This is a genomic window from Paraburkholderia sp. MM5482-R2, assembly GCF_050436125.1.
GTDB classification, from domain to species: domain Bacteria; phylum Pseudomonadota; class Gammaproteobacteria; order Burkholderiales; family Burkholderiaceae; genus Paraburkholderia; species Paraburkholderia tuberum.
Genome location: NZ_JBNDLP010000002.1, coordinates 1339644 through 1360760 on the forward strand (window position 1 = coordinate 1339644; position 21117 = coordinate 1360760).

At 65.6% G+C, this 21117-nt stretch carries 17 protein-coding genes; 9 read left to right on the plus strand and 8 right to left on the minus strand.

All coding sequences use genetic code 11. The annotated features are described in order from the left end of the window. The first annotated feature begins 76 nt into the window (after positions 1-76). On the plus strand, positions 77-709 hold the full coding sequence (locus OKW37_RS09080) for a TetR family transcriptional regulator (protein ID WP_013088849.1): 633 nt from the start codon (positions 77-79) through the stop codon (positions 707-709). Positions 710-832: 123 nt separating this feature from the next. On the opposite strand, the gene OKW37_RS09085 is transcribed toward OKW37_RS09080, so the two are convergent. From OKW37_RS09085 to OKW37_RS09095, 3 genes are all read right to left on the minus strand, one after another. After that, positions 833-2110, minus strand: coding sequence for a polyhydroxyalkanoate depolymerase (locus OKW37_RS09085; RefSeq protein ID WP_184059444.1), 1278 nt, complete (start codon positions 2108-2110; stop codon positions 833-835). 179 nt (positions 2111-2289) lie between these two features. Continuing rightward, positions 2290-4179, minus strand: a complete 1890-nt coding sequence (locus OKW37_RS09090; protein WP_184045804.1) for a glycoside hydrolase family 15 protein — start codon at positions 4177-4179, stop codon at positions 2290-2292. Between the two features lie 68 nt (positions 4180-4247). Next, positions 4248-4388 carry a hypothetical protein gene (locus OKW37_RS09095; RefSeq protein ID WP_184059442.1) on the minus strand — a complete coding sequence of 47 codons (141 nt, stop codon included), beginning with the start codon at positions 4386-4388 and terminating at the stop codon, positions 4248-4250. Between the two features lie 35 nt (positions 4389-4423). On the opposite strand from OKW37_RS09095, the gene OKW37_RS09100 reads away from it, so the two are divergent. After that, positions 4424-4669 (plus strand): hypothetical protein, encoded by a 246-nt coding sequence (locus OKW37_RS09100; RefSeq protein ID WP_090803648.1) that lies wholly within the window; start codon positions 4424-4426, stop codon positions 4667-4669. A 318-nt stretch (positions 4670-4987) separates the two neighbouring features. On the opposite strand, the gene OKW37_RS09105 is transcribed toward OKW37_RS09100, so the two are convergent. Next, complete coding sequence (locus tag OKW37_RS09105; RefSeq protein ID WP_013088853.1) at positions 4988-5140, minus strand: DUF3096 domain-containing protein; 153 nt, start codon at positions 5138-5140, stop codon at positions 4988-4990. Positions 5141-5407: 267 nt separating this feature from the next. Here OKW37_RS09105 and OKW37_RS09110 point away from each other — a divergent pair, with 267 nt between their 5' ends. After that, on the plus strand, positions 5408-6799 hold the full coding sequence (locus OKW37_RS09110; protein ID WP_429406893.1) for a lactonase family protein: 1392 nt from the start codon (positions 5408-5410) through the stop codon (positions 6797-6799). A gap of 104 nt (positions 6800-6903) precedes the next feature. Here the strand turns inward: OKW37_RS09110 and OKW37_RS09115 are convergent, their stop codons facing one another. Continuing rightward, complete coding sequence (locus tag OKW37_RS09115) at positions 6904-10986, minus strand: DNA translocase FtsK (protein WP_429406891.1); 4083 nt, start codon at positions 10984-10986, stop codon at positions 6904-6906. A 113-nt stretch (positions 10987-11099) separates the two neighbouring features. Then, positions 11100-11636 carry an META domain-containing protein gene (locus OKW37_RS09120; RefSeq protein WP_184021557.1) on the minus strand — a complete coding sequence of 179 codons (537 nt, stop codon included), beginning with the start codon at positions 11634-11636 and terminating at the stop codon, positions 11100-11102. A gap of 258 nt (positions 11637-11894) precedes the next feature. Here OKW37_RS09120 and purT point away from each other — a divergent pair, with 258 nt between their 5' ends. The 6 genes from purT to OKW37_RS09150 all read left to right on the plus strand — a co-directional run bounded on the left by purT (position 11895) and on the right by OKW37_RS09150 (position 19153). Further along, positions 11895-13109, plus strand: coding sequence for a formate-dependent phosphoribosylglycinamide formyltransferase (gene purT / locus OKW37_RS09125; RefSeq protein ID WP_429406889.1), 1215 nt, complete (start codon positions 11895-11897; stop codon positions 13107-13109). A gap of 105 nt (positions 13110-13214) precedes the next feature. Continuing rightward, a complete protein-coding gene (locus OKW37_RS09130; RefSeq protein ID WP_090803657.1) occupies positions 13215-13427 on the plus strand; it encodes a DUF6726 family protein in 213 nt (70 codons plus the stop codon). 125 nt (positions 13428-13552) lie between these two features. Further along, positions 13553-13936 carry an MliC family protein gene (locus tag OKW37_RS09135; protein WP_429406887.1) on the plus strand — a complete coding sequence of 128 codons (384 nt, stop codon included), beginning with the start codon at positions 13553-13555 and terminating at the stop codon, positions 13934-13936. Between the two features lie 254 nt (positions 13937-14190). Next, a complete protein-coding gene (locus OKW37_RS09140) occupies positions 14191-15843 on the plus strand; it encodes an acetolactate synthase large subunit (RefSeq protein WP_429491391.1) in 1653 nt (550 codons plus the stop codon). A gap of 32 nt (positions 15844-15875) precedes the next feature. Beyond that, positions 15876-17312 carry an aldehyde dehydrogenase family protein gene (locus OKW37_RS09145; protein ID WP_184021588.1) on the plus strand — a complete coding sequence of 479 codons (1437 nt, stop codon included), beginning with the start codon at positions 15876-15878 and terminating at the stop codon, positions 17310-17312. 374 nt (positions 17313-17686) lie between these two features. Beyond that, a complete protein-coding gene (locus OKW37_RS09150) occupies positions 17687-19153 on the plus strand; it encodes a DEAD/DEAH box helicase (protein ID WP_184059426.1) in 1467 nt (488 codons plus the stop codon). 107 nt (positions 19154-19260) lie between these two features. Here the strand turns inward: OKW37_RS09150 and gluQRS are convergent, their stop codons facing one another. Together gluQRS and OKW37_RS09160 are read right to left on the minus strand one after the other, a co-directional pair. Further along, positions 19261-20151, minus strand: a complete 891-nt coding sequence (gluQRS, locus tag OKW37_RS09155; protein WP_429406885.1) for a tRNA glutamyl-Q(34) synthetase GluQRS — start codon at positions 20149-20151, stop codon at positions 19261-19263. Positions 20152-20203: 52 nt separating this feature from the next. Next, entirely contained in the window at positions 20204-21067 is an 864-nt protein-coding gene (locus OKW37_RS09160; RefSeq protein ID WP_184059422.1) for a sulfurtransferase, read from the minus strand. Positions 21068-21117: the final 50 nt, after the last annotated feature.

The following is a 21117-nucleotide window of genomic DNA, read 5'->3' on the forward strand; positions in this document are numbered from 1 at the left end:
AACGCCGCCACAAAAAGGCTCGAGGAGAGGCCGGCGGCGCGATCCGGAGAACGCGGCTCACGAAGACGATGCCACCATGAATCAGCCGAAAATCAAAAGAGATCCTGAAGGCACGAGGCGCCGCATCTTGCTCGCGGCGGCGGAAGAGTTTGCAAATGGAGGGCTGTTCGGCGCGCGGGTCGATCAGATCGCTCGCCGCGCGGAAACCAATGAACGAATGCTCTATTACTACTTCGGTAGCAAGGAGCAGCTATTCACCGCGGTACTCGAGCACGCGTTCAGCGCGCTCAACGAAGCGGAACGCACGCTCGAACTCAACGGAATCGCGCCGGTCGAGGCGGTTACGCGTCTCGCGCATTTCGTGTGGGACTACTACCGCGATCATCCCGAGTTGTTGAGGCTCATCAACAACGAGAATCTGCATGAAGCACGCTATATGCAGAAGTCCACGCGCATACGCGAAATGATTTCGCCGATCGTCGCCACGCTCGGCGGCATTCTCGAACGTGGGCAGCGCGCGGGGCTGTTTCGCACGAACATCGACCCGCTGCGCTTTTACGTGACGCTCTCGGGCATGGGCTACTACATCGTGTCGAACCGTTTCACGCTCGAGGCGACGCTCGGCCGCGATTTCAGCAGCGCCGCCGAACGCAGCGAGGTGATTCAGATGAATACCGAACTGCTGCTCGCGTATTTGTTGAGAAAGTAACGGGCAGTGCCGCGGTGATCATGGCCGTGGCAAAAAATCAGTATCACGAACAAAGCGCGATAAAAAAGCCAACGGCCTCGAACGGGACCGTTGGCTTTTTATATGCTAGTGCAAGTTTGATGCTCAGGCTTCGACTTTTTCTTTCGCCGTTTTTGCTGCCTTGTTGTGCTCGAGAATGAAGTCGCGCAATTGCGGGTAAATGATCGTGCGCCAGCGGCGGCCCGAGAAAATGCCGTAGTGGCCGCATTTCTCCGCAGTGAAGTGACGCTTGTTCTTCGTCGGAATGCCGCTGCACAAGTCGTGCGCCGCGTAAGTCTGGCCGTCGCCGGAAATGTCGTCGAGTTCACCTTCGATCGTAAACAGCGCGGTCGTCGTGATGTCCTGCGGCCGCACCGGTTCGCCGTTGACGACCCACGTGCCCTCGGCAAGACGGAACTCCTGGAACACGACGCGGATCGTGTCGAGGTAATAATCGGCATCCATGTCGAGCACCGCGTTGTACTCGTCGTAGAAGCGGCGGTGCGCTTCGGCGTCGTCCTCGTCGCCGCGCAGCAGGCTCTGGTAGAAATCCCAGTGCGACGCCGCATGACGCTCCGGATTCATCGCGACGAAACCGGTGTGCTGCAGGAAGCCGGGATAGACCTTGCGGCCCGCGCCGGGATAGTTCGGCGGCACCGTGAAGATCACGTTGTTCTCGAACCACTCGTACGAGTGCTGCGTGGCCAGCGAATTGACCGAGGTCGGGCTTTTTCGTGCGTCGATCGGGCCGCCCATCATCGTCATCGTGCGCGGCGTGTCCTCGCCGCGGCTCGCCATCAGCGAAATGGCGGCGAGCACCGGCACGGTCGGCTGGCACACCGAGATCACGTGCAGATTCTTCGCGCCGATATGGCGAATGAATTCCTGGATATACGCGATGTAGTCGTTCAGACCGAACCAGCCGGCTTCTAGCGGCACCATGCGCGCGTCGAGCCAGTCGGTGATGTAGACCTTGTGGTCTTGCAGCAACGTGCGCACGGTATCGCGTAGCAGTGTGGCGTGGTGTCCTGACAACGGTGCGCAGACGAGCACGACCGGTTCGTCTTTCAATTGGCTGACAGCTTCGCTATCGTCCGCGAAGCGCTTGAAGCGCATCAGGCGGCAGAACGGCTTTTCGATGAACGTCTGCTCGACGATCGGAATGTTATGGCCGTCTTTGACAATCTGGTGAATATTGAACTCGGGCTTTTCGTAGTCCTTGCCGAGCCGGTAAAGCAGTTCGTAGCCGGCGGAAAGGCGCGTGGCGCCCGGAACATAGGCTAGCGGACTGGCCGGATTCGCAAATGATTTCGATGCGGCCTGAGCCCAGGCGGTGAGGGGGCTCAACATCGCCCGCTGGAATTCATGAAATTGATAGAGCATGTTTGCTCCGTTTTAAGCGGTTCGCATGGGGCTTCGCAAACACGCGTGAGGCGTTGCGGCGGGCCATTGTGGTTGTAGGCACATTATTGTCGGCCGACAGTCAGATCGATAATATCGAATAAGGCAAATTTGTGCAATGCAACAATATTCGCATTCAGTGTACGCAAATTGTCACTGCGTCATGCTAATGGCGATGCTGCTTCGCCGCTATCAGGGCTTGCCTGAACCTCGAGCTCCATCGCGCGGATGCCGTCATGCGCCGGATGGCCGGTCGCCTGCGCCATCTCCTGCTCGTGCTTCATCAGGTTCAGTCCGGTGTTCACGAGCGCCACGTGGGAGAACGCCTGCGGAAAATTGCCGACGAGACGTTTATCGACCGGGTCGTACTCCTCGGACAGCAGGCCGACGTCGTTGCACAGCGCGAGCAGCCGCTCGTACATCTCGGTTGCTTCCTGCACGCGTCCCTGCAGCGCAAGGTTATCCACCATCCAGAACGAACACGCAAGAAAGGTGCCTTCCCCCGGTGGCAAGCCGTCGTCGTATTCCGTGGTGCGGTAGCGCAGCACGAAGCCGCCGTGCATCAGGTCCCGCTCGATCGCCTCGACCGTGCCCTTGATGCGCGGATCCTGCGGCGGCAGGAAGGCGACCAGCGGCATCAGAAGCACGCTCGCGTCGAGCTGATCGCTGCCGTAGTACTGCGAGAACGCGTTGAGCTGCGGATTCCACGCCTTCTCGCAGACCTCGGCGTGGATCGTGTCGCGCGTCGCGCGCCATTCGTCGAGGGGGCCGTCGAGCTTGAACATTTCGGCCGAGCGGATCGCGCGGTCGAACGCGACCCACGCCATCACCTTCGAGAACGTGAAATGCTCGGGGCCGCCGCGCGTCTCCCAGATGCCTTCGTCGGGTTCGCGCCAGATCGTGCTCAGGTGCTCGAGCAGCGCGCGCTGGACGCTCCACGCGGTGACGTCCGCCTGCAGGCCGCCGACGCGCGCCAGATGCAGCGCGTTCATCACCTCGCCGTAGACGTCGAGCTGACGCTGCCCGACCGCATTGTTGCCGATGCGCACCGGTTTCGCGCCCTCGTAGCCGGGCAGCCAGTCGATTTCGGATTCGGGCAGGCGCCGCTCGCCGCCGATGCCGTACATGATCTGCAACTGGTCCGGCGCGCCCGCCATCACGCGGCCGAGCCAGCTGCGCCAGGCGCGCGCTTCGTCGTAGTAGCCGCCGCGCATCATCGCGAGCAGCGTGATGGTCGCGTCGCGCAGCCAGCAGTAGCGGTAGTCCCAGTTGCGCGTGCCGCCGAGCCGCTCGGGCAGCGACGTGGTGGGCGCCGCGACGATGCCGCCGGTCGGCTCGTAGGCGAGCGCGCGCAGCGTGATCAGCGAGCGGCGGATCGGCCCGGCCCAGCGTCCTTCGACGGTGCCGCGCGCCGCCCATTCGAGCCAGTGGTTTTCGGTGCGCGCGAGCGACGTGTGCGGATCGCGCGCGGGCGGAATGCGCAGATGCGACGCCGCGTACGCGAGCGAGAACGGCACGCGCTCGCCCTCGGTTACCGTGAATTCCGCGATGGTCTTCATGTCTTCGCCGTGCAGTTCGACCGGCGTGCGCAGCACCGCGTTGTCGGGACCGACGATCGCCTTGATGCCGCTGTCGTGCTTGAGCTTGTCGACCCACGGAATCGAGAAACCGTAGTCGAAGCGCAGCACGAGTTCCATCTTCATGCGCACGGTGCCGCGTTTGCCGACGACGATGCGGATCAGCTCCGACCAGCCGTTGCCGGGCGGCATGAAATCGATCAGCGTGACGGCGCCGTCGGGCGTTTCGAAGTCGGTTTCGAGGATCAGCGTTTCGCCGCGATAGCGCCGCGTGATGGTCGGCGCGCCGTGCTCGCCCTCGGTGGCGGGGGCGATCAGCCAACGGCCGTTGTCGGGCGAGCCGAGCAGCGCGGCGAAGCAGGCGCCCGAGTCGAAGCGCGGCCAGCAGAGCCAGTCGACGGAACCCTCGCGGGAGATGAGCGCGGCGGTATGGCCATCGCCGATGAGTGCGTAGTCTTCGATGTGTGCAGGCATGGAAAGCGTGTCGGAAAACGAGTCGTTATTACGGACGGCCACAGCAGCCGCGCTTCGAGTGGGCGTTATTACCGGACCACGATCGGCAGTGTTTGGTTCACCGCACAGTGCGGCAAAACGCGGGTTGGAAAATTGTCAAATCCATGCATACAATCAAATTTCATGCCGATGTCCAGCGAGCTGCCGGACTGCGAATCGGCCTTGCTCATGGCGGTTGCAGACGCCGTTTCCGAGGACGAAAGCCATGCTGAACCCTTCGAAATCCGATTGCATCACGATTCTCTCGGCCGCCAGCCAGCTTGCCGGCGACTCCATGCTGCCGCTCGATCATGGCCGGCTCGGCCTGAGCCGCAACGGCATGCTGGCTGCCGCCTCCTTCCTGGTCGAGCGGGCCTGCTTCCGGCGCTATCAGCAGGATGCCGATCATTATGCGGTCGGCGCGCTGTCATTGCAGGGGCGCCTGCGGCTCGAACAGCTGGCGAACGGTTGAGCGGTAGGGCCGAGCGTTCGTAGCGCAGGTTCCTGGCGTATCCGCGCCGGCCATTCGCCGCATCCCTTCGTACCGCGCCTTCGCATTTCCTATCCGTATCTTCACGCCGCGTCGCGTCAGGTCGATCGTTCGCGTGGCGCGGGCGGTCGCGCGCGTCCATCTTGCGCGCGATGCCCGCTTCCCGCATATGTCATGGCGTGACATTTACCGCGCTCTCACACGGGCGAGTGGCGCTGGCACCCAGCGAACCTTCCCTTCGTGCGAAACCACCTCGATACGGGACGCAAATCTCGCGCCCGGCGTCGCGGCGCCTGTCGCTCACAGATGCGACGAGCCCACGCCGAAGATCCCGATGATGCCGATGATGATCAGGTAGAGCGCGACGATGTAGTTCAACAGGCGCGGCATGATCAGGATCAGGATGCCGGCGATCAGCGAAACGAGCGGGCCCAGGCTGAGAGTGACGTTCATGGAGACTCCGTGGTTGAGACGCGTGATGCGCGATTGAGAAAACGATTGAAAAACGTCCCGCCGCGCGGGACCCAAGCCGCTGGCGCAGACCGTGCCGCAGCGATGGATTCACTGCATGATCCGACCTGACGCTCTTATACTGACTTCGACAACAACAACGTGGAACGACGCTCGATTCGCGGCGCGGCAGACCAGACACCGTTACAACCGCTCGTACCCCGGCTCATACGCGAGCCCGTACCAGACAACCGATGTCGAGGAGGTCTCATGCTTCACAGTCGCCGTGCCGTCGGGCGTATTGCCGTGCGCCCAGTTCCGACTTCCGTTTTTACTTCTGTTCTTGCCAGTGTTGCCTTTCAGGGTTCCCGTCCGCGTGGCGCTGACCGCGCCGCTCCATCTGCCGTGGATTGCACGGCGGAAAGCACCGCCCGGCGCGCAACGCGGCCAACGCCGTTGCGCGCCGCCCGTTCGATAATAAAAGGTTTCGCGCTCATGGTTTCGATTGTTGCTTCGCACGCGTATGCGCAAGATTCTGGCCCGGTCCCCGCGGACGGCGTCTATACGATGCTGGTCGGTACTTACACCAGCGGCAAGAGCGAGGGCATCTACGTCTTTCGCTTCGATACGAAGACGGGCGCGGCGACCCAGGTGTCGGTCGGGCAGACGGTCAATCCGTCGTTTCTGGTCGTGAGCCGCGACCGCCGCTTCGTCTATTCGGTCAACGAACTGCCCGGTGACAACGGCCCGGCCACGCAGCGCGGCGGCATCAGCGCGTTCGGCTTCGATGCCGCGCGCGGGCAACTGACGTTTCTGAACAAGGTGTCGTCGGACGGCAATGATCCGTGCTATCTGAGCATCTCGGCGGACGGCAAGTATCTGCTGGGCGCGAACTATTCGGTCGCGCCCGATCCGGGCGGCAGTTTCGCGGTGTTTCCGCTGCAGGCGAACGGCCAGGTCGGCACCTCGGTGCAGACCGTGCATCACGAGGGCGGCGGTCCGGTGAAAGGGCGGCAGGACAACTCGCACGTGCATTCGACTGTGTTCTCGCCTGACGGCCGCTATCTGTTCGCGCAGGACCTCGGCGCCGACAAGCTGTACTCGTACCGCTACGCGCCGCAGAGCAGCGCCGGCGCGGGTCCATTCATCGCAACGGACTGGGGCTACACGCAGCAGAAGGCCGGCACGGGTCCGCGCCATCTGATCTTTGGCGCGGACGGCAAGCACGCGTATCTGACGAGCGAACTCGCGGCGACCGTCAGCACGTTCGACTACCACGACGGCAGGCTGAAGCTCGTGCAGACGCTGCCATTGAGCGAGCCTGACTTCAAGGGGAAGGTGGGCGCGGCGGCGATCCATATGTCGCCGGACGGACGCTTCGTGTATGCGTCCAATCGCGGCGACGCGAACGAGATCGTGATCTTCTCGGTCGATCCCGCCACTGGACACCTGAAGCAGATCGGCCAGCAGTCGAGCCTCGGCAAATCACCGCGCGAGTTCACCATCGATCCGACCGGCAACTGGCTGATCGTCGGCAATCAGCTGAGCGACACGGTCTATGTGTTCAAGCGCGATCCGCAGACGGGGCTGCTCGATCCGAATCCGAAGCAGCATTTCGACCTCGGCTCGCCGGTCGACTTCAAGCTGGTATCACCGTCGTGATGCGCGGCACGCGCGGGTAAATGAAAAACGGACAGCTCACATCCTGAGGCTGTCCGTTTTTTCTTCCGGATCATCGCCGACCCGGTTAGCGATTCACCGGGCGCTCATTCCGCCGGCCCCGGCGCCAGCACTTCGCGGCTACCGTTGATGCTCATCGCCGACACGAGGCCGGCCGTCTCCATCTGTTCGACGAGCCGCGCCGCGCGGTTATAGCCGATGCGCAACTGCCGCTGCACCGACGAGATCGACGCGCGCCGCGTGCGTACGACGAACGCGACTGCTTCGTCGTACAGCGGATCGGCTTCCGCCTCCGGCGCTTCGCCGAACAGGTCCTGGGCCGCGCCGCCATCGGCGGCCGGGCCGTCGAGAATGCCTTCCTCGTATTGTGGCTCGCCGAACTGCTTCAGATATTCGACGATCGCATGCACTTCCTCGTCGGCGACGAACGCGCCGTGCACGCGCTGCGGGTAGCCGGTGCCCGGCGGCAGAAACAGCATGTCGCCCTGGCCGAGCAGCGACTCGGCGCCCATCTGGTCGAGAATCGTGCGCGAGTCGATCTTCGACGACACCTGGAACGCGACGCGCGTCGGAATGTTCGCCTTGATGAGACCGGTGATGACGTCGACGGACGGCCGCTGCGTCGCGAGGATCAGGTGGATGCCGGCCGCGCGCGCCTTCTGCGCGAGCCGCGCGATCAGCTCCTCGATTTTCTTGCCGGCGACCATCATCAGGTCGGCGAGCTCGTCGATGACGACGACGATCAGCGGCAGCGGCGCCAGCGGCTCGGGCGCATCGGGCGTCAGCGAGAACGGGTTGCCGAGCTTCTTGCCCTTCGCCTCGGTGTCGCGGATCTTCTGGTTGAAGCCGGCGAGATTGCGCACGCCGACGGCCGACATCAGCCGGTAGCGCTTTTCCATTTCGCCGACGCACCAGTTCAGCGCGTTGGCCGCGAGCTTCATGTCGGTGACGACCGGCGCGAGCAGATGCGGAATCCCTTCGTAAACCGAAAGTTCGAGCATCTTCGGGTCGATCATGATCAGGCGCACTTCCTCTGGCGTCGCCTTGAACAGCAGCGAGCAGATCATCGCGTTGATCGCGACCGATTTGCCCGAGCCGGTCGTGCCGGCCACCAGCATGTGCGGCGCCTTCGCGAGATCGGCGACGACGGGATGGCCGGTGATGTCCTTGCCCATCGCAAGCGTGAGTCGCGAGTGCGAGTTCTGGTAGACGCTCGCCTCGAGAATTTCCGAGAGGCGGATCGTTTGGCGCTTCGCGTTCGGCAGTTCGAGGCCCATGCAGGTCTTGCCCGGAATCGTTTCGACCACGCGGATCGACGTGAGACCGAGACCGCGCGACAGGTCCTTCATCAGACCGACGATCTGGCTGCCGCGCACGCCGAGCGCCGGTTCGACTTCGAAGCGTGTGATGACCGGACCCGCCGATGCGCCGACCACCGTCACCGGCACCTTGAATTCCTGCAGGCGCTGCTCGATCAGCAGGCCGGTTTCGCGGAGCTTTTCATCCGGGATCGGTTCGATGTCGGCATCGGCGGGGGCGAGCAGATCGAGCGTCGGCAGTTCGACCATCGATGCGGCCGGCGCATGGAACTCGAAGCCGTTGACCGGCGCGTGGCCGGGCAGCGGCGGGCGGGCGGCGGGCTCGGCAGTGGGTTGGTCGGCGGATTGGACCTGCGGTGTTAGCGCTGGCGAAGACGACGGACCGGGCGACGGAGCGCGCGACGGTTCGGCGGCCGGCGTGTTCGCGACAGGCGTTGCGCTTGCGCCGACCGAAGGCTCGATGCTGGTCGCCGGCGCGGCGAAGCCCGGGAAACGGACTACGTTCGAGACGACGGCCGGTGCGGTTGCCGGCATAGCGAGGTTCGCCGCACTCGTCGAAGTCGACGACGGCGAGTCGTTTGCGGGGGTGTTCGCGGGCTCGTTCGCGGGCTCGTTCACAGCGGGCAGGGCAGGGGCGTGCGACGTCGCGGGCTCACCTGACTGCGCACTTTCGCTGGCGAGCTCCGAGACCGTCGCGCCGGACCCCGGCGGCACGCTTGCGCTCGACGGCGCGGCGGCCTCCGTCTGCGGCGAGTCCGCCGACGCGGCCGCGCGTTGAGCCGCGGCGGGGCCGAGCTTGCTCTCCCAAGGCACGAGCGTCTTGTCGATGACGATTTCGGCTGCCGGAGCCAGCGCTTGCGGAGGCGTCGCGGTGTCGGCGCTGGCCGGTTCGACGGTTCGCGCGGATTCCTCCCTCTGCGATGCCGGGACGCTGGTGTTTGTTGCTGTCTGCGTCGAATCGTTTTGGACCGCCGGTGCGTCTTCTTGCGAAGCATCGTCCCGTAGGCTGGCTGCGAAGCGCTCGAATGGCGTCGCCGTCGGCGACTCATGTTGCGGCGCGCTTGCGGCGGGTTCGGTGGCGGCAGGTTCAGCCACAGCGGATGCCGATGGCTCGACAACCGCGGATTCGACAGCCGCAGCAGCCACGTCGGCCACCGACTCGATTGCAGTCGTCGTCTGCGGCGCAGCCGTAAGCGGCGCATGAATGACGGGCGGTTCGGTCGGCCATTGCGCAACTGCTTCGTTGCCGCCCTCGACCGACCTCTCGGACTCGGCCACCGCACGCTCAGCCGGCAACTCGACCGATGCGGTTTCTTGCTGCGACTGCGCCGGCGACACCATCCGCGCCGAACTCTCCACGCTCTGCGCCTGCGGCGCCGCAACCGTCTCGCCGTTTTCGACAGGTAGCACGTCCCGCTGCGCCGGTGGCACATCGAACGTCGTCGACGCACGCTCTGCATCGCCAATCTTCGTGCTATCGGCGCCACGGCTGCGCGCCAGGCTCACGCCGGCCATGTCGGTCCAGCGCGCGGCGTTTTCCGCGATGCTGCGCAGCGTTTCCTCGACGCTCGCGGGCGGCGCGACCGTCGACGCGTTCGTCATCGTTCCAGTGAAGTTCGGTGTAGGCCGGCGCACGGTCGACGGCGAGGTCACGCTGTTGGCGCGCGAAGCGGCCGGGAATGGTTGACGCGGGGTCGCGCCGCGATTGAGCGGCGCGCTGCCGTCGGCCGGACGTGGCAGCGACGACGGGCGGCTTGCGCGGCCCGCGGCATTCATCGATCCCGCTGTGATGCCGACACCGGCGCCCGACGCGGCGGCGCGGCCCGCCATTGCCTGTGCCGCTCGCGCCGACACGCCGGCCGCGTTGGCGGCCGTCGCCGCCAACGCGGCACTGGAGCCGAACGACGCGGCCGCACGCTGATCTCCGACCGAGCGCCGCCCGATCTGCGCAGCGCCATCACGAGCCGACATGCCCGATGCGGCCGATGCACCCGCCGCACCCAGCGATGCCGCCGCCGTCGCCGCGCGCGGCTCCGTGGTGCGCAGCCAGCCGGCCGGCGCGACCGGCTCGGTCGGCACGAATGGTGCGGCGGATCTGTCCGCAGCCTTGTCCGCATGCAGCGCCTGCGTTGCCGTCGACGTTGCCGGGCGCGGCGACGCGCCCGACCCCGTGCGTAGCACCGGCTCGGTCTGCTTGACCGGCCCGCGCGCCGCGTCAGCGGCCGCATCGGCTCGCCAGCTTGCGCCGGCGCCACGGGCGGAAGCGTCCTTGCTAACCGCGATGCCAGCCGCCGCGGTGCCGGCAGCAGCGGCGGAGCCCGCGCCGCGCCCGCTCGCGGGCGGACGCCACACCGTCGGCCGCGCGTAGCGACCCTTGTTATTGCGTGGCGCCATCGTGTTGGTAGCAGGCGACACATGCGACGGCGCGCCGTCGTCGACGCTGCGGTGGCGGCGCGCATCCTCGTCGCGCTTCGCGAGTCCCCGCGACAGACCGAGGCCGAACGCGCCGTCGGCCCAAACGGCGACGTCGCTCCAGCGGAAGTCGACGAGCCACGGCAGGCTGATCACGAGCAGCGCGAGCGCCGCGAGCGGCGTGCCGACATGGCCGAGCAGATGTCCAAGCCCCGCGGCGAGCGCATGACCGAAACCATTGATGCCGGCAATGCCGGTCAGCGAGCCCTCAAGCGTGCAACTCGCGATCAGCACGCAGACGAAGCCGAGCCACAGCCGGATCGTGCCGGGGCCGCGCAGACCCGCGCCGCCCGGCAGCATCGACTTCACGAGGCGCCACAAAAGAGGAATGAACCAGACGGCCGACCCGCCGAACCAGCCGAAAACTACCGTGTGCATACCAGACATCTACGAATGACGGAGCGCGCGAGAAGCGCAATCCGTCGAGTTTAAACGGCGCAGCGCGCGGCTTCGAAGGCCGGCGCGAATCACGAACGCGGCGCAAACTCGCATCACTTGTCGCTGCGATCGAACATCAGGGTGTCGCCGTTGTCGAGGATCAGCTGCATCTGCTGCGGCGCTCGCATCTGCACGCCGGTGCGATCGATGCGTTCGAGCGCGTCGAGGAACGGCTTCTCGATGTCGCCGCCCGGCGAGACGCACGCCATGCGTGTGCCGGCGAGGGAACCGAAGCTCAGCTTGCCGTCCTTCAGCATGTACGAACCCATGAAGCGGTTGCAACCGGAAAAGCCGCTCGCGTGACGCCGGCCGCCTTCGGTCGACAACGTCAGCGTGAGCGGCTTCTGATCTTTCGACGGCACCGCGCGCGCCGTGCCGTCGGCGTTCTTCCACGAGCTCAGCACCCAGCTGGTGTCGTCGAGCAGTTGCGCGGCGGCGGGATTGAACGGATCAGGCGGCGGCGCCGACGAGTCCGGATGCTTCGGAATCGCGCAGGCACCGAGCAGCGCGGCGATGCTCAACGCGGCGACGGCCGTGCGCAGGCACGGAATGATGCGCGCAAGAGGTCGCGGGCGGGAGCGGATGAGCATGGCGTCGTTCCTGTTCAAACTGGCGAAGGCGTAAGGGTAACGTACTAAGCTTGTCGTGCGCGAGCGATGCTCGCGGTGACGTGATCGCGGCTGCGAACGTCGACGCGGCGGCACGGTTCCGCTCGACCGCCACGGCCTCGCGAGCGCACCCAAAGCGCACCCAAAGCGCACCCTGAGCGCCGCGCGGCAAGGGGCCCGCATGTTAACATCGCGGTCTATCCAGTCCCACCCTCATCCCGACTTTTATCTGGAGTTCCCATGCAGATCGGCCAACGGATCGGCACGCCCCTTTCTGAATCCGCGACGCGCGTGATGCTGCTCGGCGCCGGCGAACTCGGCAAGGAAGTGATCATCGCGCTGCAACGGCTGGGCGTCGAAGTGATCGCCGTCGACCGTTACCCGAACGCGCCGGGCCATCAGGTCGCGCATCGCGCGCATGTGATCGACATGACCGACCGCGCCGCGCTGCGCGCACTGGTCGAGCAGGAGCGCCCGCATCTGATCGTCCCCGAAATCGAGGCGATCGCCACCGACGAACTCGCCGCGATCGAAACCGAGGCGCTTGCCGAGGTGATCCCGACCGCGCGTGCCACCCAACTGACGATGAACCGCGAAGGCATCCGCCGCCTCGCTGCGGAGGAGCTTGGCCTCGCGACCTCGCCGTACGCATTCGCCGATTCGCTCGACGAGCTGCGCGCGGGCATCGCGAAGGTCGGCTATCCGTGCGTCGTGAAACCGGTGATGTCGTCGTCGGGCAAGGGGCAGTCGGTGCTGCGCGGCGACGCCGACGTCGAACCCGCCTGGCAGTACGCGATGGCGGGCGGCCGCGTGAATTTCGGGCGCGTGATCGTCGAGGGTTTCATCGACTTCGAATATGAAATCACGCAGCTCACCGTGCGCGCGATCGACCCGGCGAGCGGTGCGGTCGGCACGTATTTCTGCGATCCGATCGGCCACGTGCAGGTCGCGGGCGACTATGTCGAATCGTGGCAGCCGCAGCCGATGAGCCCGCTCGCGCTCGAGCGTTCGCGCGAGATCGCGCACAAGGTGACGGCGGCGCTCGGCGGCCGCGGCCTGTTTGGCGTGGAACTTTTCGTGCGCGGCGACGACGTATGGTTTTCGGAAGTCAGCCCGCGTCCGCACGACACGGGGCTCGTCACGCTGTGCTCGCAGCGCTTCTCGGAGTTCGAACTGCATGCGCGCGCGATCCTCGGCCTGCCGGTCGATACGTCGTTGCGGGCGGCGGGCGCGTCGGCGGTGATCTACGGTGGTCGCGACGAGGCCGGCATCGCGTTCGAAGGCGTCGCGGCCGCACTTGCGGTGCCCAATGCGGATCTGCGCCTGTTCGGAAAGCCGGAAAGCTTCGTCAAACGTCGCATGGGCGTCGCGCTCGCGACCGGCGGGAACATCGGGGAAGCGCGCTCGCGTGCCCTGCAGGCAGCGGCAGCGGTGCGGCCGGTGTCGGCGAAGTAACGGGCAGGCGGCGAGGCGCGGCGCAAAAGTGTGCGGGACGCACACGAAAGAGCCCACCGCATTCGTTTCTGGCTTATCGAAGCAAAGAGATCGGAGGAGGATCGTATGGCGCTTGAATCTCGCAGCAATCCATGGCGCGGCGCGCTTCGCCGGGTCGGCGCACTCGGCGTGGCGTTCGCGCTGTGCGCCGGCATCAGCGGCTGCGGGCTCGCGGCCGCGCCGTGCCGGATCGCTTCAGCGGGACTGAAGATCGTGCCGGTGGTCGGCCACGTCGCCGCTGCGCCGACCGATGCGTGTGCCGGCGTGATCGATCCTTGAAGCGTCGTTGAGCTGTCCGTGAATCGCCCATGAGCTGCCTGTGACTCGGCCGTGGCTCGGCTGTGACCGGCGTCGCGGCCGGTGTTGCCCTCCCTGCCTGACCCCCGCAACAATCGAGGTGTTCGATGAAGACATGGCGTGTTGCAATCCTCACGACAGCAGCATGGACGGTGGCCTGGCTGGCGGCATCTTCCGGCGGCGCATCGGCCGCGCCATTGCAATTCAAGCACATCGAGGGCAAGAACCATCAGACGCGCAAATACACCTGCGCGACCGGCAAGATCCTGCAAGTCACCTACTGGAACGCGCAGAACGGCCAGAGCTTCGCCGTGCTGCCGGTGAAAGGCGCGTCGATGCTGTTCGTCAACACGATCTCGGCGTCCGGTGCGAAGTACCAGGCTGGCAGCTATACGTGGTGGACCAAGGGTCCGCGCGCCAACCTGTACGACCTGACGAGCGGCGAGAACGCGCCGCCGATTCTATCCGACTGCGTGACCGTGATTCGCTGATTTGCTGATCGGCGGACACATGCACCGCATGCGGCGGCTTCATTCCCTACCGCCGCCTCTTCTTCTCGCGCCTGGCTTCCTGTCCCGCGCCGCCTCGTGCGCTCGCGCGCATCGTTTCCGTTCGAGTAGTAAGCTGTCCGGCATGGCGTTCGCCATGCCGTTTGCCATGCCGCGCGCGCGGAGCGGTGTTTCGCGCGCAGCCGTCGTTGTCGTCTTCGATTGTCCGTTCCCCGAGTCATCAAGCGAGCCCCTCAATGAAAGCATCGGACCTGTTCGTCAAATCGCTGGAAGCCGAAGGTGTCGAGTATGTGTTTGGCATCCCCGGTGAAGAAAATCTCGATCTGCTGGAGTCGCTGCGCCGCTCGAAAATCCGTCTGATCCTCACGCGCCACGAGCAGGCGGCCGGCTTCATGGCCGCCACCTACGGGCGGCTCACCGGCCGCACGGGAGTATGTCTGGCGACGCTCGGCCCCGGCGCGACCAACTTCGTGACCGCGGCCGCCTACGCGCAGCTGGGCGGCATGCCGATGCTGATGGTCACGGGCCAGAAGCCGATCAAGTCGAGCAAGCAGGGGCACTTCCAGATCGTCGACGTGGTGCGGATGATGGAGCCGCTCACCAAGTACACACGGCAGATCGTGTCGATCGGCAACATTCCTGCGACGGTGCGCGAGGCGGTGCGCCGCGCCGAGGAGGAGCGGCCCGGCGCCACCCACCTCGAATTGCCCGAGGACGTCGCGCACGAAGAGGGCGACGGCAAGCCGATTCCGAAGAGCTACAGCCGCCGTCCGGTCGCCGAGGAGAGAGCGGTCGCGCGCGCGGTCGAGGCGATCACCGCCGCGAAGCATCCGCTGCTGATGATCGGCGCGGGCGGCAACCGCAAAACCACCACGAAGATGCTGCGCGAGTTCGTCGACCAGATCGGCATTCCGTTTTTCACCACGCAGATGGGCAAGGGCGTGATCGACGAATCGCATCCGATGTGGCTCGGCAACGCGACGCTGTCCGACGGCGACTTCGTGCACCGCGCGATCGAGCTCGCGGACTGCATCATCAACGTCGGTCACGACGTGATCGAAAAGCCGCCGTTTTTCATGCGCAGCGGCGAGGCGGGCGAGAAGACTGTGATCCACGTGAACTTCCTCGGCGCCGAAGTCGATCCGGTGTATTTCCCGCAGATCGAAGTGGTCGGCGATATCGCCAACGCGGTGTGGCAGCTCAAGGAGAGCCTGAAGACACGTCAGGAGCATTGGGACTTCACGCGCTTCAAGGAGATCAAGGAGCACTTCGAGGCGCATCTGGTGAAGGGCCAGCACGACGATCGCTTCCCGATGTACCCGGTGCGGATCGTCAACGACGTGTACGAGACCACGCCGGTCGACGGCATCGTGTGTCTGGATAACGGCATGTACAAGATCTGGTTCGCGCGCTACTACCGCGCGCACGAGCCGAATTCGCTGCTGCTCGACAACGCGTTGGCGTCGATGGGCGCGGGGCTGCCGTCTGCGATCGCGAGCAAGATCGTGCATCCGGAGCGCAAGGTGATCGCCGTGTGCGGCGACGGCGGCTTCATGATGAACTCGCAGGAGCTCGAAACGGCGGTGCGGCTGAAGCTCGATCTGGTGATCCTGATTCTGCGCGACGACGCGTTCGGCATGATCCGCTGGAAGCAGGAGAACATGAACTTCCCGGACTACGGCATGACGCTTGCGAACCCGGATTTCGTCGCCTATGCGCAGAGTTATGGTGCGCAGGGGCATAGGATCGAGGCGGCCGAGCAGTTCGCGCCGCTGTTGCGCGAGTGCTTCGCGACGCCCGGCGTGCACGTGATCGACGTGCCGATCGACTATTCGGACAACGAGCGCGTGCTCAATCGCGAGATCAAGCGGCTGTCCGCGCGGCTTTGAGCATCCGTGCATCGAATCAAGGAGAGTGCGACATGTTGCAGAAAACCTATCCGTACTACCTGGCCAACGAGCCGGTGGCCGCCAACACCGACCTCGAAGTCACCGACAAATTCAGCGGCGAAGTCGCCACGCGCGTCGCAATGGCCGACGCGGCCGCGATCGACAAGGCGATCGGCCTGGCGGTCGATGCGATGCCGGCCATGCGAGCGTACCCGCCGTTCAAGCGCCAGGCGGTGCTCGAACATTGCGTGAAGCGCTTTCGCGAGCGCTACGACGAACTCGCCCTCGCGCTGTGCATCGAGGCGGGCAAGCCGATCAACGATTCGAAGGGCGAAGTCACGCGCCTGATCGATACGTTCAAGGTCGCCGCGGAGGAGAGCGTGCGGATCGACGGCGAGATCATCAATCTGCAGATTTCGCCGCGCGCGAACGGGTATCACGGCTATGTGAAGCGCGTGCCGATCGGGCCGTGCTCGTTCATCTCGCCGTTCAATTTTCCGTTGAACCTGACCGCCCACAAGGTCGCGCCGGCGATCGCGGCCGGCGTGCCGTTCGTGCTGAAACCGGCGAGCCGCACACCGGTCGGTGCGCTGATCATGGGCGAAATTCTCGCGGAAACCGATCTGCCGAAGGGCGCGTTCTCGATTTTGCCCGCGCATCGCGACGGCGCCGACCTGTTCACGACCGACGAGCGCTTCAAGCTGCTGTCGTTCACCGGGTCGCCCGCGGTCGGCTGGGAGTTGAAGCGCAAAGCCGGCAAGAAGAAGGTGATTCTGGAGCTGGGCGGCAACGCGGCGGCGATCGTCGACGCTGACCAGGGCGGCAAGCTCGACTACGTGGTCGACCGGCTCGCGTTCGGCGCGTTCTATCAGTCGGGGCAGAGCTGCATCGGCGTGCAGCGGATTCTCGCGCACACGAGCGTCTACGACGCGCTGCGCGAGAAGCTGATCGCGAAGACGAAGTCGCTCGTGATGGGCGATCCGAAGAACGAAAAGACCTTCGTCGGGCCGATGATCTCCGAATCGGAAGCGAAGCGGCTCGCTGGCTGGATGGAGGGGGCGGTGCAGGCGGGCGCGCAGATCGTCGCGGGCGGCAAGGTCGACGGCGCGATGTTCGAGGCGACGCTGCTGGAAGGCGTGAAGCGCGACACCGATCTGTATCGCAAGGAGGCGTTCGGGCCGGTTGCGATACTCGAGCGCTTCGATGATTTCGAGGCGGCGCTCGCGCAGGTCAACGACAGCGACTTCGGCCTGCAGGCCGGCGTGTTCACCGATTCGCTCGCGCATGCGCATCGCGCGTGGGATGCGCTCGAAGTGGGCGGCGTCGTGATCAACGACGTGCCGTCGTTCCGCGTCGACAACATGCCGTATGGCGGCGTCAAGGATTCGGGGCTCGGGCGCGAGGGCGTGCGCTATGCGATCGAGGACATGACCGAGATGCGGCTGATGGTGATGCGCGAGACGTGGTGAGGGGCGATCTGACGTGAGCGGGGGCGGGCGACCGTTCGCAATGGGGCCAGTGCGGGCGCCGGGACGGCTGACGAACGCCGCGCGCCGCCCGCCGAAGGGCCCGGCTGTCACGCCACTGTCGTCTGTGCGCACTACGCTGCGACCGAAGCAACGGCCGCGAGCCGCCGGCCGGCCAGCCGTCACGAGCGTTTTTGCTGAAGTGCTACAATACTCGGCTTTCGGCGGATGCTTCCGCCAGCCGGAGCCGGCCGCATTATCCGAACTCAGACGGGTCTCGCGCGGAACGACGTGGCTCCGCCTTCATCCTGATGCCCTCAGCGGTCCCGACCGCTGCCGCGCGCATCGCGCCACGCGCCTTTTTAGCGAAAGCCACCATGTCCGACACAGCCGTCACGCCCAGTACCGAGACTTTTGATCAATTCGGCCTCGCGCCCGACATCCTGAAGGCCATCAAGGAATCGGGCTACACGTCGCCCACGCCGATCCAGGCGCAGGCGATCCCGGTCGTGCTGGCGGGCCGTGACGTGATGGGCGCCGCGCAGACCGGCACCGGCAAGACCGCGAGCTTCTCGCTGCCGATCATCCAGCGTCTGCTGCCGCAGGCCAGTACGAGCGCGTCGCCGGCGCGCCATCCGGTCCGTGCGCTGATCCTCACGCCGACCCGCGAACTGGCCGACCAGGTCGCCGCGAATGTGCAGGCGTACGCGAAGCACACGGCGCTGCGCAGCGCGGTCGTGTTCGGTGGCGTCGACATGAATCCGCAGTCCGAGCAGTTGCGCCGCGGCGTTGAAATCCTGATCGCGACGCCGGGTCGTCTGCTCGATCACGTGCAGCAGAAAACCGCGAACCTGGGCCAGGTGCAGATGCTCGTGCTCGACGAAGCCGACCGCATGCTCGACATGGGCTTCCTGCCCGACCTGCAGCGCATCCTGAACCTGCTGCCGAAAGAGCGCCAGACGCTGCTCTTTTCCGCGACGTTCTCGGGCGAAATCAAGAAGCTCGCCGCGACGTATCTGCGCAACCCGCAGACCATCGAAGTGGCGCGCAGCAACTCGACCGCGACCAATGTCACGCAGATCGTCTATGAAGTCGCCGAGGGCGACAAGACCGGCGCGGTCGTGCAGCTGATCCGCGAGCGTGGCCTGAAGCAGGTGCTCGTGTTCTGCAACAGCAAGATCGGCGCGAGCCGGCTCGCGCGCAGTCTCGAACGCGACGGCGTGGTCGCGACCGCGATTCACGGCGACCGCACGCAGAGCGAGCGCATGCAGGCGCTCGATGCGTTCAAGCGCGGCGAAGTCGAGGCGCTCGTCGCGACGGATGTCGCCGCGCGCGGTCTCGACATCGTCGAACTGCCGACCGTGATCAACTTCGACCTGCCGTTCAACGCCGAAGACTATGTGCACCGGATCGGCCGCACGGGCCGCGCGGGTGCATCGGGCGACGCGCTGTCGCTGTGCAGCCCGAACGAGCGCAAGCAACTGGCCGACATCGAGAAGCTGATCAAGCGTCCGCTCGACTTGCAGCGCCTGACCGTCGAGGCGCCGGTGCGCCATCATCACGAGGACCGTCCGCCGCGCCGCGAGCGCAGCGAATCGCGCGACGAGCGCAGCCGCCGTCGCACGGGCGGGGCGTCGGGTTCGTATGACCGTGCGCATCATCATCGCGCGCAACCGGTCGACGATTTCTTCCTGAAGCCGTACGAGCCGTCGCCGGCATCGGTGCGCAAGATCGAGGAGACGGCCGCGTCGAACTCCGCGCCGCAAAAGACGGCGCCGAAGCGGCCACTGGCAGCGTTGCTCGGTGGCTTCGGAATGCCGAGGAAGACGCCTTCGTCGTCGTAAGACGGGCTGTCGGGTTCAGAGCTCGGGGTGCAACGCCTCGAGCGTAAAAACGGTGGGGCCGCGCGGTTCGATGTCTCGGAAAACGCAGCAGGCTTCACGCGTGCGCATCATCGGGATGCGCGAATGTTCATCCGTTTTGCCCAGGCGGCGGTCGCGGCGCAGTAGAACTGCTCCAGCGTCGTGGGCGGCTCGCTTCCCAACTTCAGTCCCAGATGCCGTGCCGCCGCGCCTAGTGCTTCGAGCGGCTTGTCGCTATCGAGCGCGGTCGCGCCGTTCTGCTTGCTCAGTTTCTCGCCGTGCTCGTTGGTGACGACCGGCACATGCAGATACTCGGGCGTTGCCACACCCAGACAACGCTGCAGATAAATCTGCCGCGCCGTCGAATCCATCAGATCCGCGCCGCGCACGATGTGCGTGATGCCCGCGTCCGCATCGTCCACCACCACCGCCAGCTGATATGCCCACTGATCGTCCGCGCGGCGCAGCACGAAATCGCCGACCTCGGTCGCGAGATTTTGCGTCTGCGGACCCTGCCAGCGGTCGTCGAACGTGATCACGGCGGGCTCGCCGTCGGGTACGCGCAGGCGCCACGCGCGCGCCGGCTTGCCATGCAGACCCGTGCGGCAGGTGCCGGGGTAGGCGAGTGTAGTGTTGCGCGCGTGCGCGTGCAGCAGCGAATCGGCGATTTCCTTGCGCGTGCAGCCGCACGGATAGACGAGACCGGTCGATTTCAACTGCTCCAGCGCGTGCTGATAGCGCGCCATGCGCTGGCTTTGCCAGACCGGCGTTTCGTCCGCGCGCATGCCGAAGCGTTCGAGGGTCGCGAGGATGTCCTCGGCGGCACCCGGCACCGTGCGCGGTCCGTCGATATCTTCGACGCGCACGAGCCACGCGCCGCGCTGCGCGCGCGCGTCGAGCCAGCTCGCGAGCGCGCTGACCAGCGAGCCGAAATGCAGCGGGCCGGTCGGCGACGGCGCGAAGCGTCCGCGATAGGTCATGGTTTGGGGACGACAGGTGAGGCGCCCGCGTCACGGAGCCCCCCGGCTGTCATTACGCGGCGCACGCGGCCTTGCTGTCCGGGTGGCACGCCGGACAGGTCTTGCCCGCGACGTACATCGGCGATTGCTGTTGCTCGGGCGTGACCACCGCGCGGCAGCCGAAGCATTGCGCGGTCGCGGTCGGTTCGAGTTGCGGATTCAGCGCGGTGCGGTAGTCGAACACGAAGCAGTCGCCGTGATAATGCGCGCCGCCCACTTCCTCGAAGTATTTGAGGATGCCGCCTTCGAGCTGGTACACGTTCTCGATGCCGACCTCCTTCATATGGATCGCGGCCTTCTCGCAGCGGATGCCGCCCGTGCAGAACGACACCACCGTCTTGTCCTGGAGATCGGCACGGTTGTTCTCGATTACCTCGGGGAATTCGCTGAACTTCGTGATCCGATAGTCGAGCGCGTTGTCGAACGTGCCGACGTCGACTTCGAACGCGTTGCGCGTGTCGAGCATCACGACCGGACGGCCTTCGTCGTCGTGACCGCGGTCGAGCCAGGTCTTCAGCGTCGGCGCGTCGACGAACGGTGCGCGGCCGAGCTCGGGGCGGATCGCCGGCTTTTTCATCGTGATGATTTCGCGCTTGAGCTTGACCAGCATGCGCGTGAAGGGCTGCTTGTCCGACAGGCTTTCCTTGAACTGCAGATTCGCGAACTTGCCTTCGAACAGCGCGTCGTGGCGAATGTAGTCGATGAATGCGTCGGTGCTCTCGCGCGTGCCGGCGATGAACAGGTTGATGCCTTCCGGCGCGAGCAGGATGGTGCCGCGCAGGCCGAGCGCATTGCAGCGTTCGGTGACGAACGGGCGCCAGGCGGCGGTGTCTTCGATGGTCGCGAATTGATACGCGGCGAGATTGACGATACTCATGTGTGTTCTGCAGTAAAGATGGCCGGCGTGGCGAGGGGGCGGCGGGATGT

Excerpts from the sequence above, each read along its gene's own strand:
- OKW37_RS09080 (WP_013088849.1), top strand. The coding sequence starts at position 77 with ATGAATCAGCCGAAAATCAAAAGAGATCCTGAAGGCACGAGGCGCCGC.
- OKW37_RS09085 (WP_184059444.1), bottom strand. The coding sequence starts at position 2,110 with ATGCTCTATCAATTTCATGAATTCCAGCGGGCGATGTTGAGCCCCCTC.
- OKW37_RS09090 (WP_184045804.1), bottom strand. The coding sequence starts at position 4,179 with ATGCCTGCACACATCGAAGACTACGCACTCATCGGCGATGGCCATACC.
- OKW37_RS09095 (WP_184059442.1), bottom strand. The coding sequence starts at position 4,388 with ATGAGCAAGGCCGATTCGCAGTCCGGCAGCTCGCTGGACATCGGCATG.
- OKW37_RS09100 (WP_090803648.1), top strand. The coding sequence starts at position 4,424 with ATGCTGAACCCTTCGAAATCCGATTGCATCACGATTCTCTCGGCCGCC.
- OKW37_RS09105 (WP_013088853.1), bottom strand. The coding sequence starts at position 5,140 with ATGAACGTCACTCTCAGCCTGGGCCCGCTCGTTTCGCTGATCGCCGGC.
- OKW37_RS09110 (WP_429406893.1), top strand. The coding sequence starts at position 5,408 with ATGCTTCACAGTCGCCGTGCCGTCGGGCGTATTGCCGTGCGCCCAGTT.
- OKW37_RS09115 (WP_429406891.1), bottom strand. The coding sequence starts at position 10,986 with ATGCACACGGTAGTTTTCGGCTGGTTCGGCGGGTCGGCCGTCTGGTTC.
- OKW37_RS09120 (WP_184021557.1), bottom strand. The coding sequence starts at position 11,636 with ATGCTCATCCGCTCCCGCCCGCGACCTCTTGCGCGCATCATTCCGTGC.
- purT (WP_429406889.1), top strand. The coding sequence starts at position 11,895 with ATGCAGATCGGCCAACGGATCGGCACGCCCCTTTCTGAATCCGCGACG.
- OKW37_RS09130 (WP_090803657.1), top strand. The coding sequence starts at position 13,215 with ATGGCGCTTGAATCTCGCAGCAATCCATGGCGCGGCGCGCTTCGCCGG.
- OKW37_RS09135 (WP_429406887.1), top strand. The coding sequence starts at position 13,553 with ATGAAGACATGGCGTGTTGCAATCCTCACGACAGCAGCATGGACGGTG.
- OKW37_RS09140 (WP_429491391.1), top strand. The coding sequence starts at position 14,191 with ATGAAAGCATCGGACCTGTTCGTCAAATCGCTGGAAGCCGAAGGTGTC.
- OKW37_RS09145 (WP_184021588.1), top strand. The coding sequence starts at position 15,876 with ATGTTGCAGAAAACCTATCCGTACTACCTGGCCAACGAGCCGGTGGCC.
- OKW37_RS09150 (WP_184059426.1), top strand. The coding sequence starts at position 17,687 with ATGTCCGACACAGCCGTCACGCCCAGTACCGAGACTTTTGATCAATTC.
- gluQRS (WP_429406885.1), bottom strand. The coding sequence starts at position 20,151 with ATGACCTATCGCGGACGCTTCGCGCCGTCGCCGACCGGCCCGCTGCAT.
- OKW37_RS09160 (WP_184059422.1), bottom strand. The coding sequence starts at position 21,067 with ATGAGTATCGTCAATCTCGCCGCGTATCAATTCGCGACCATCGAAGAC.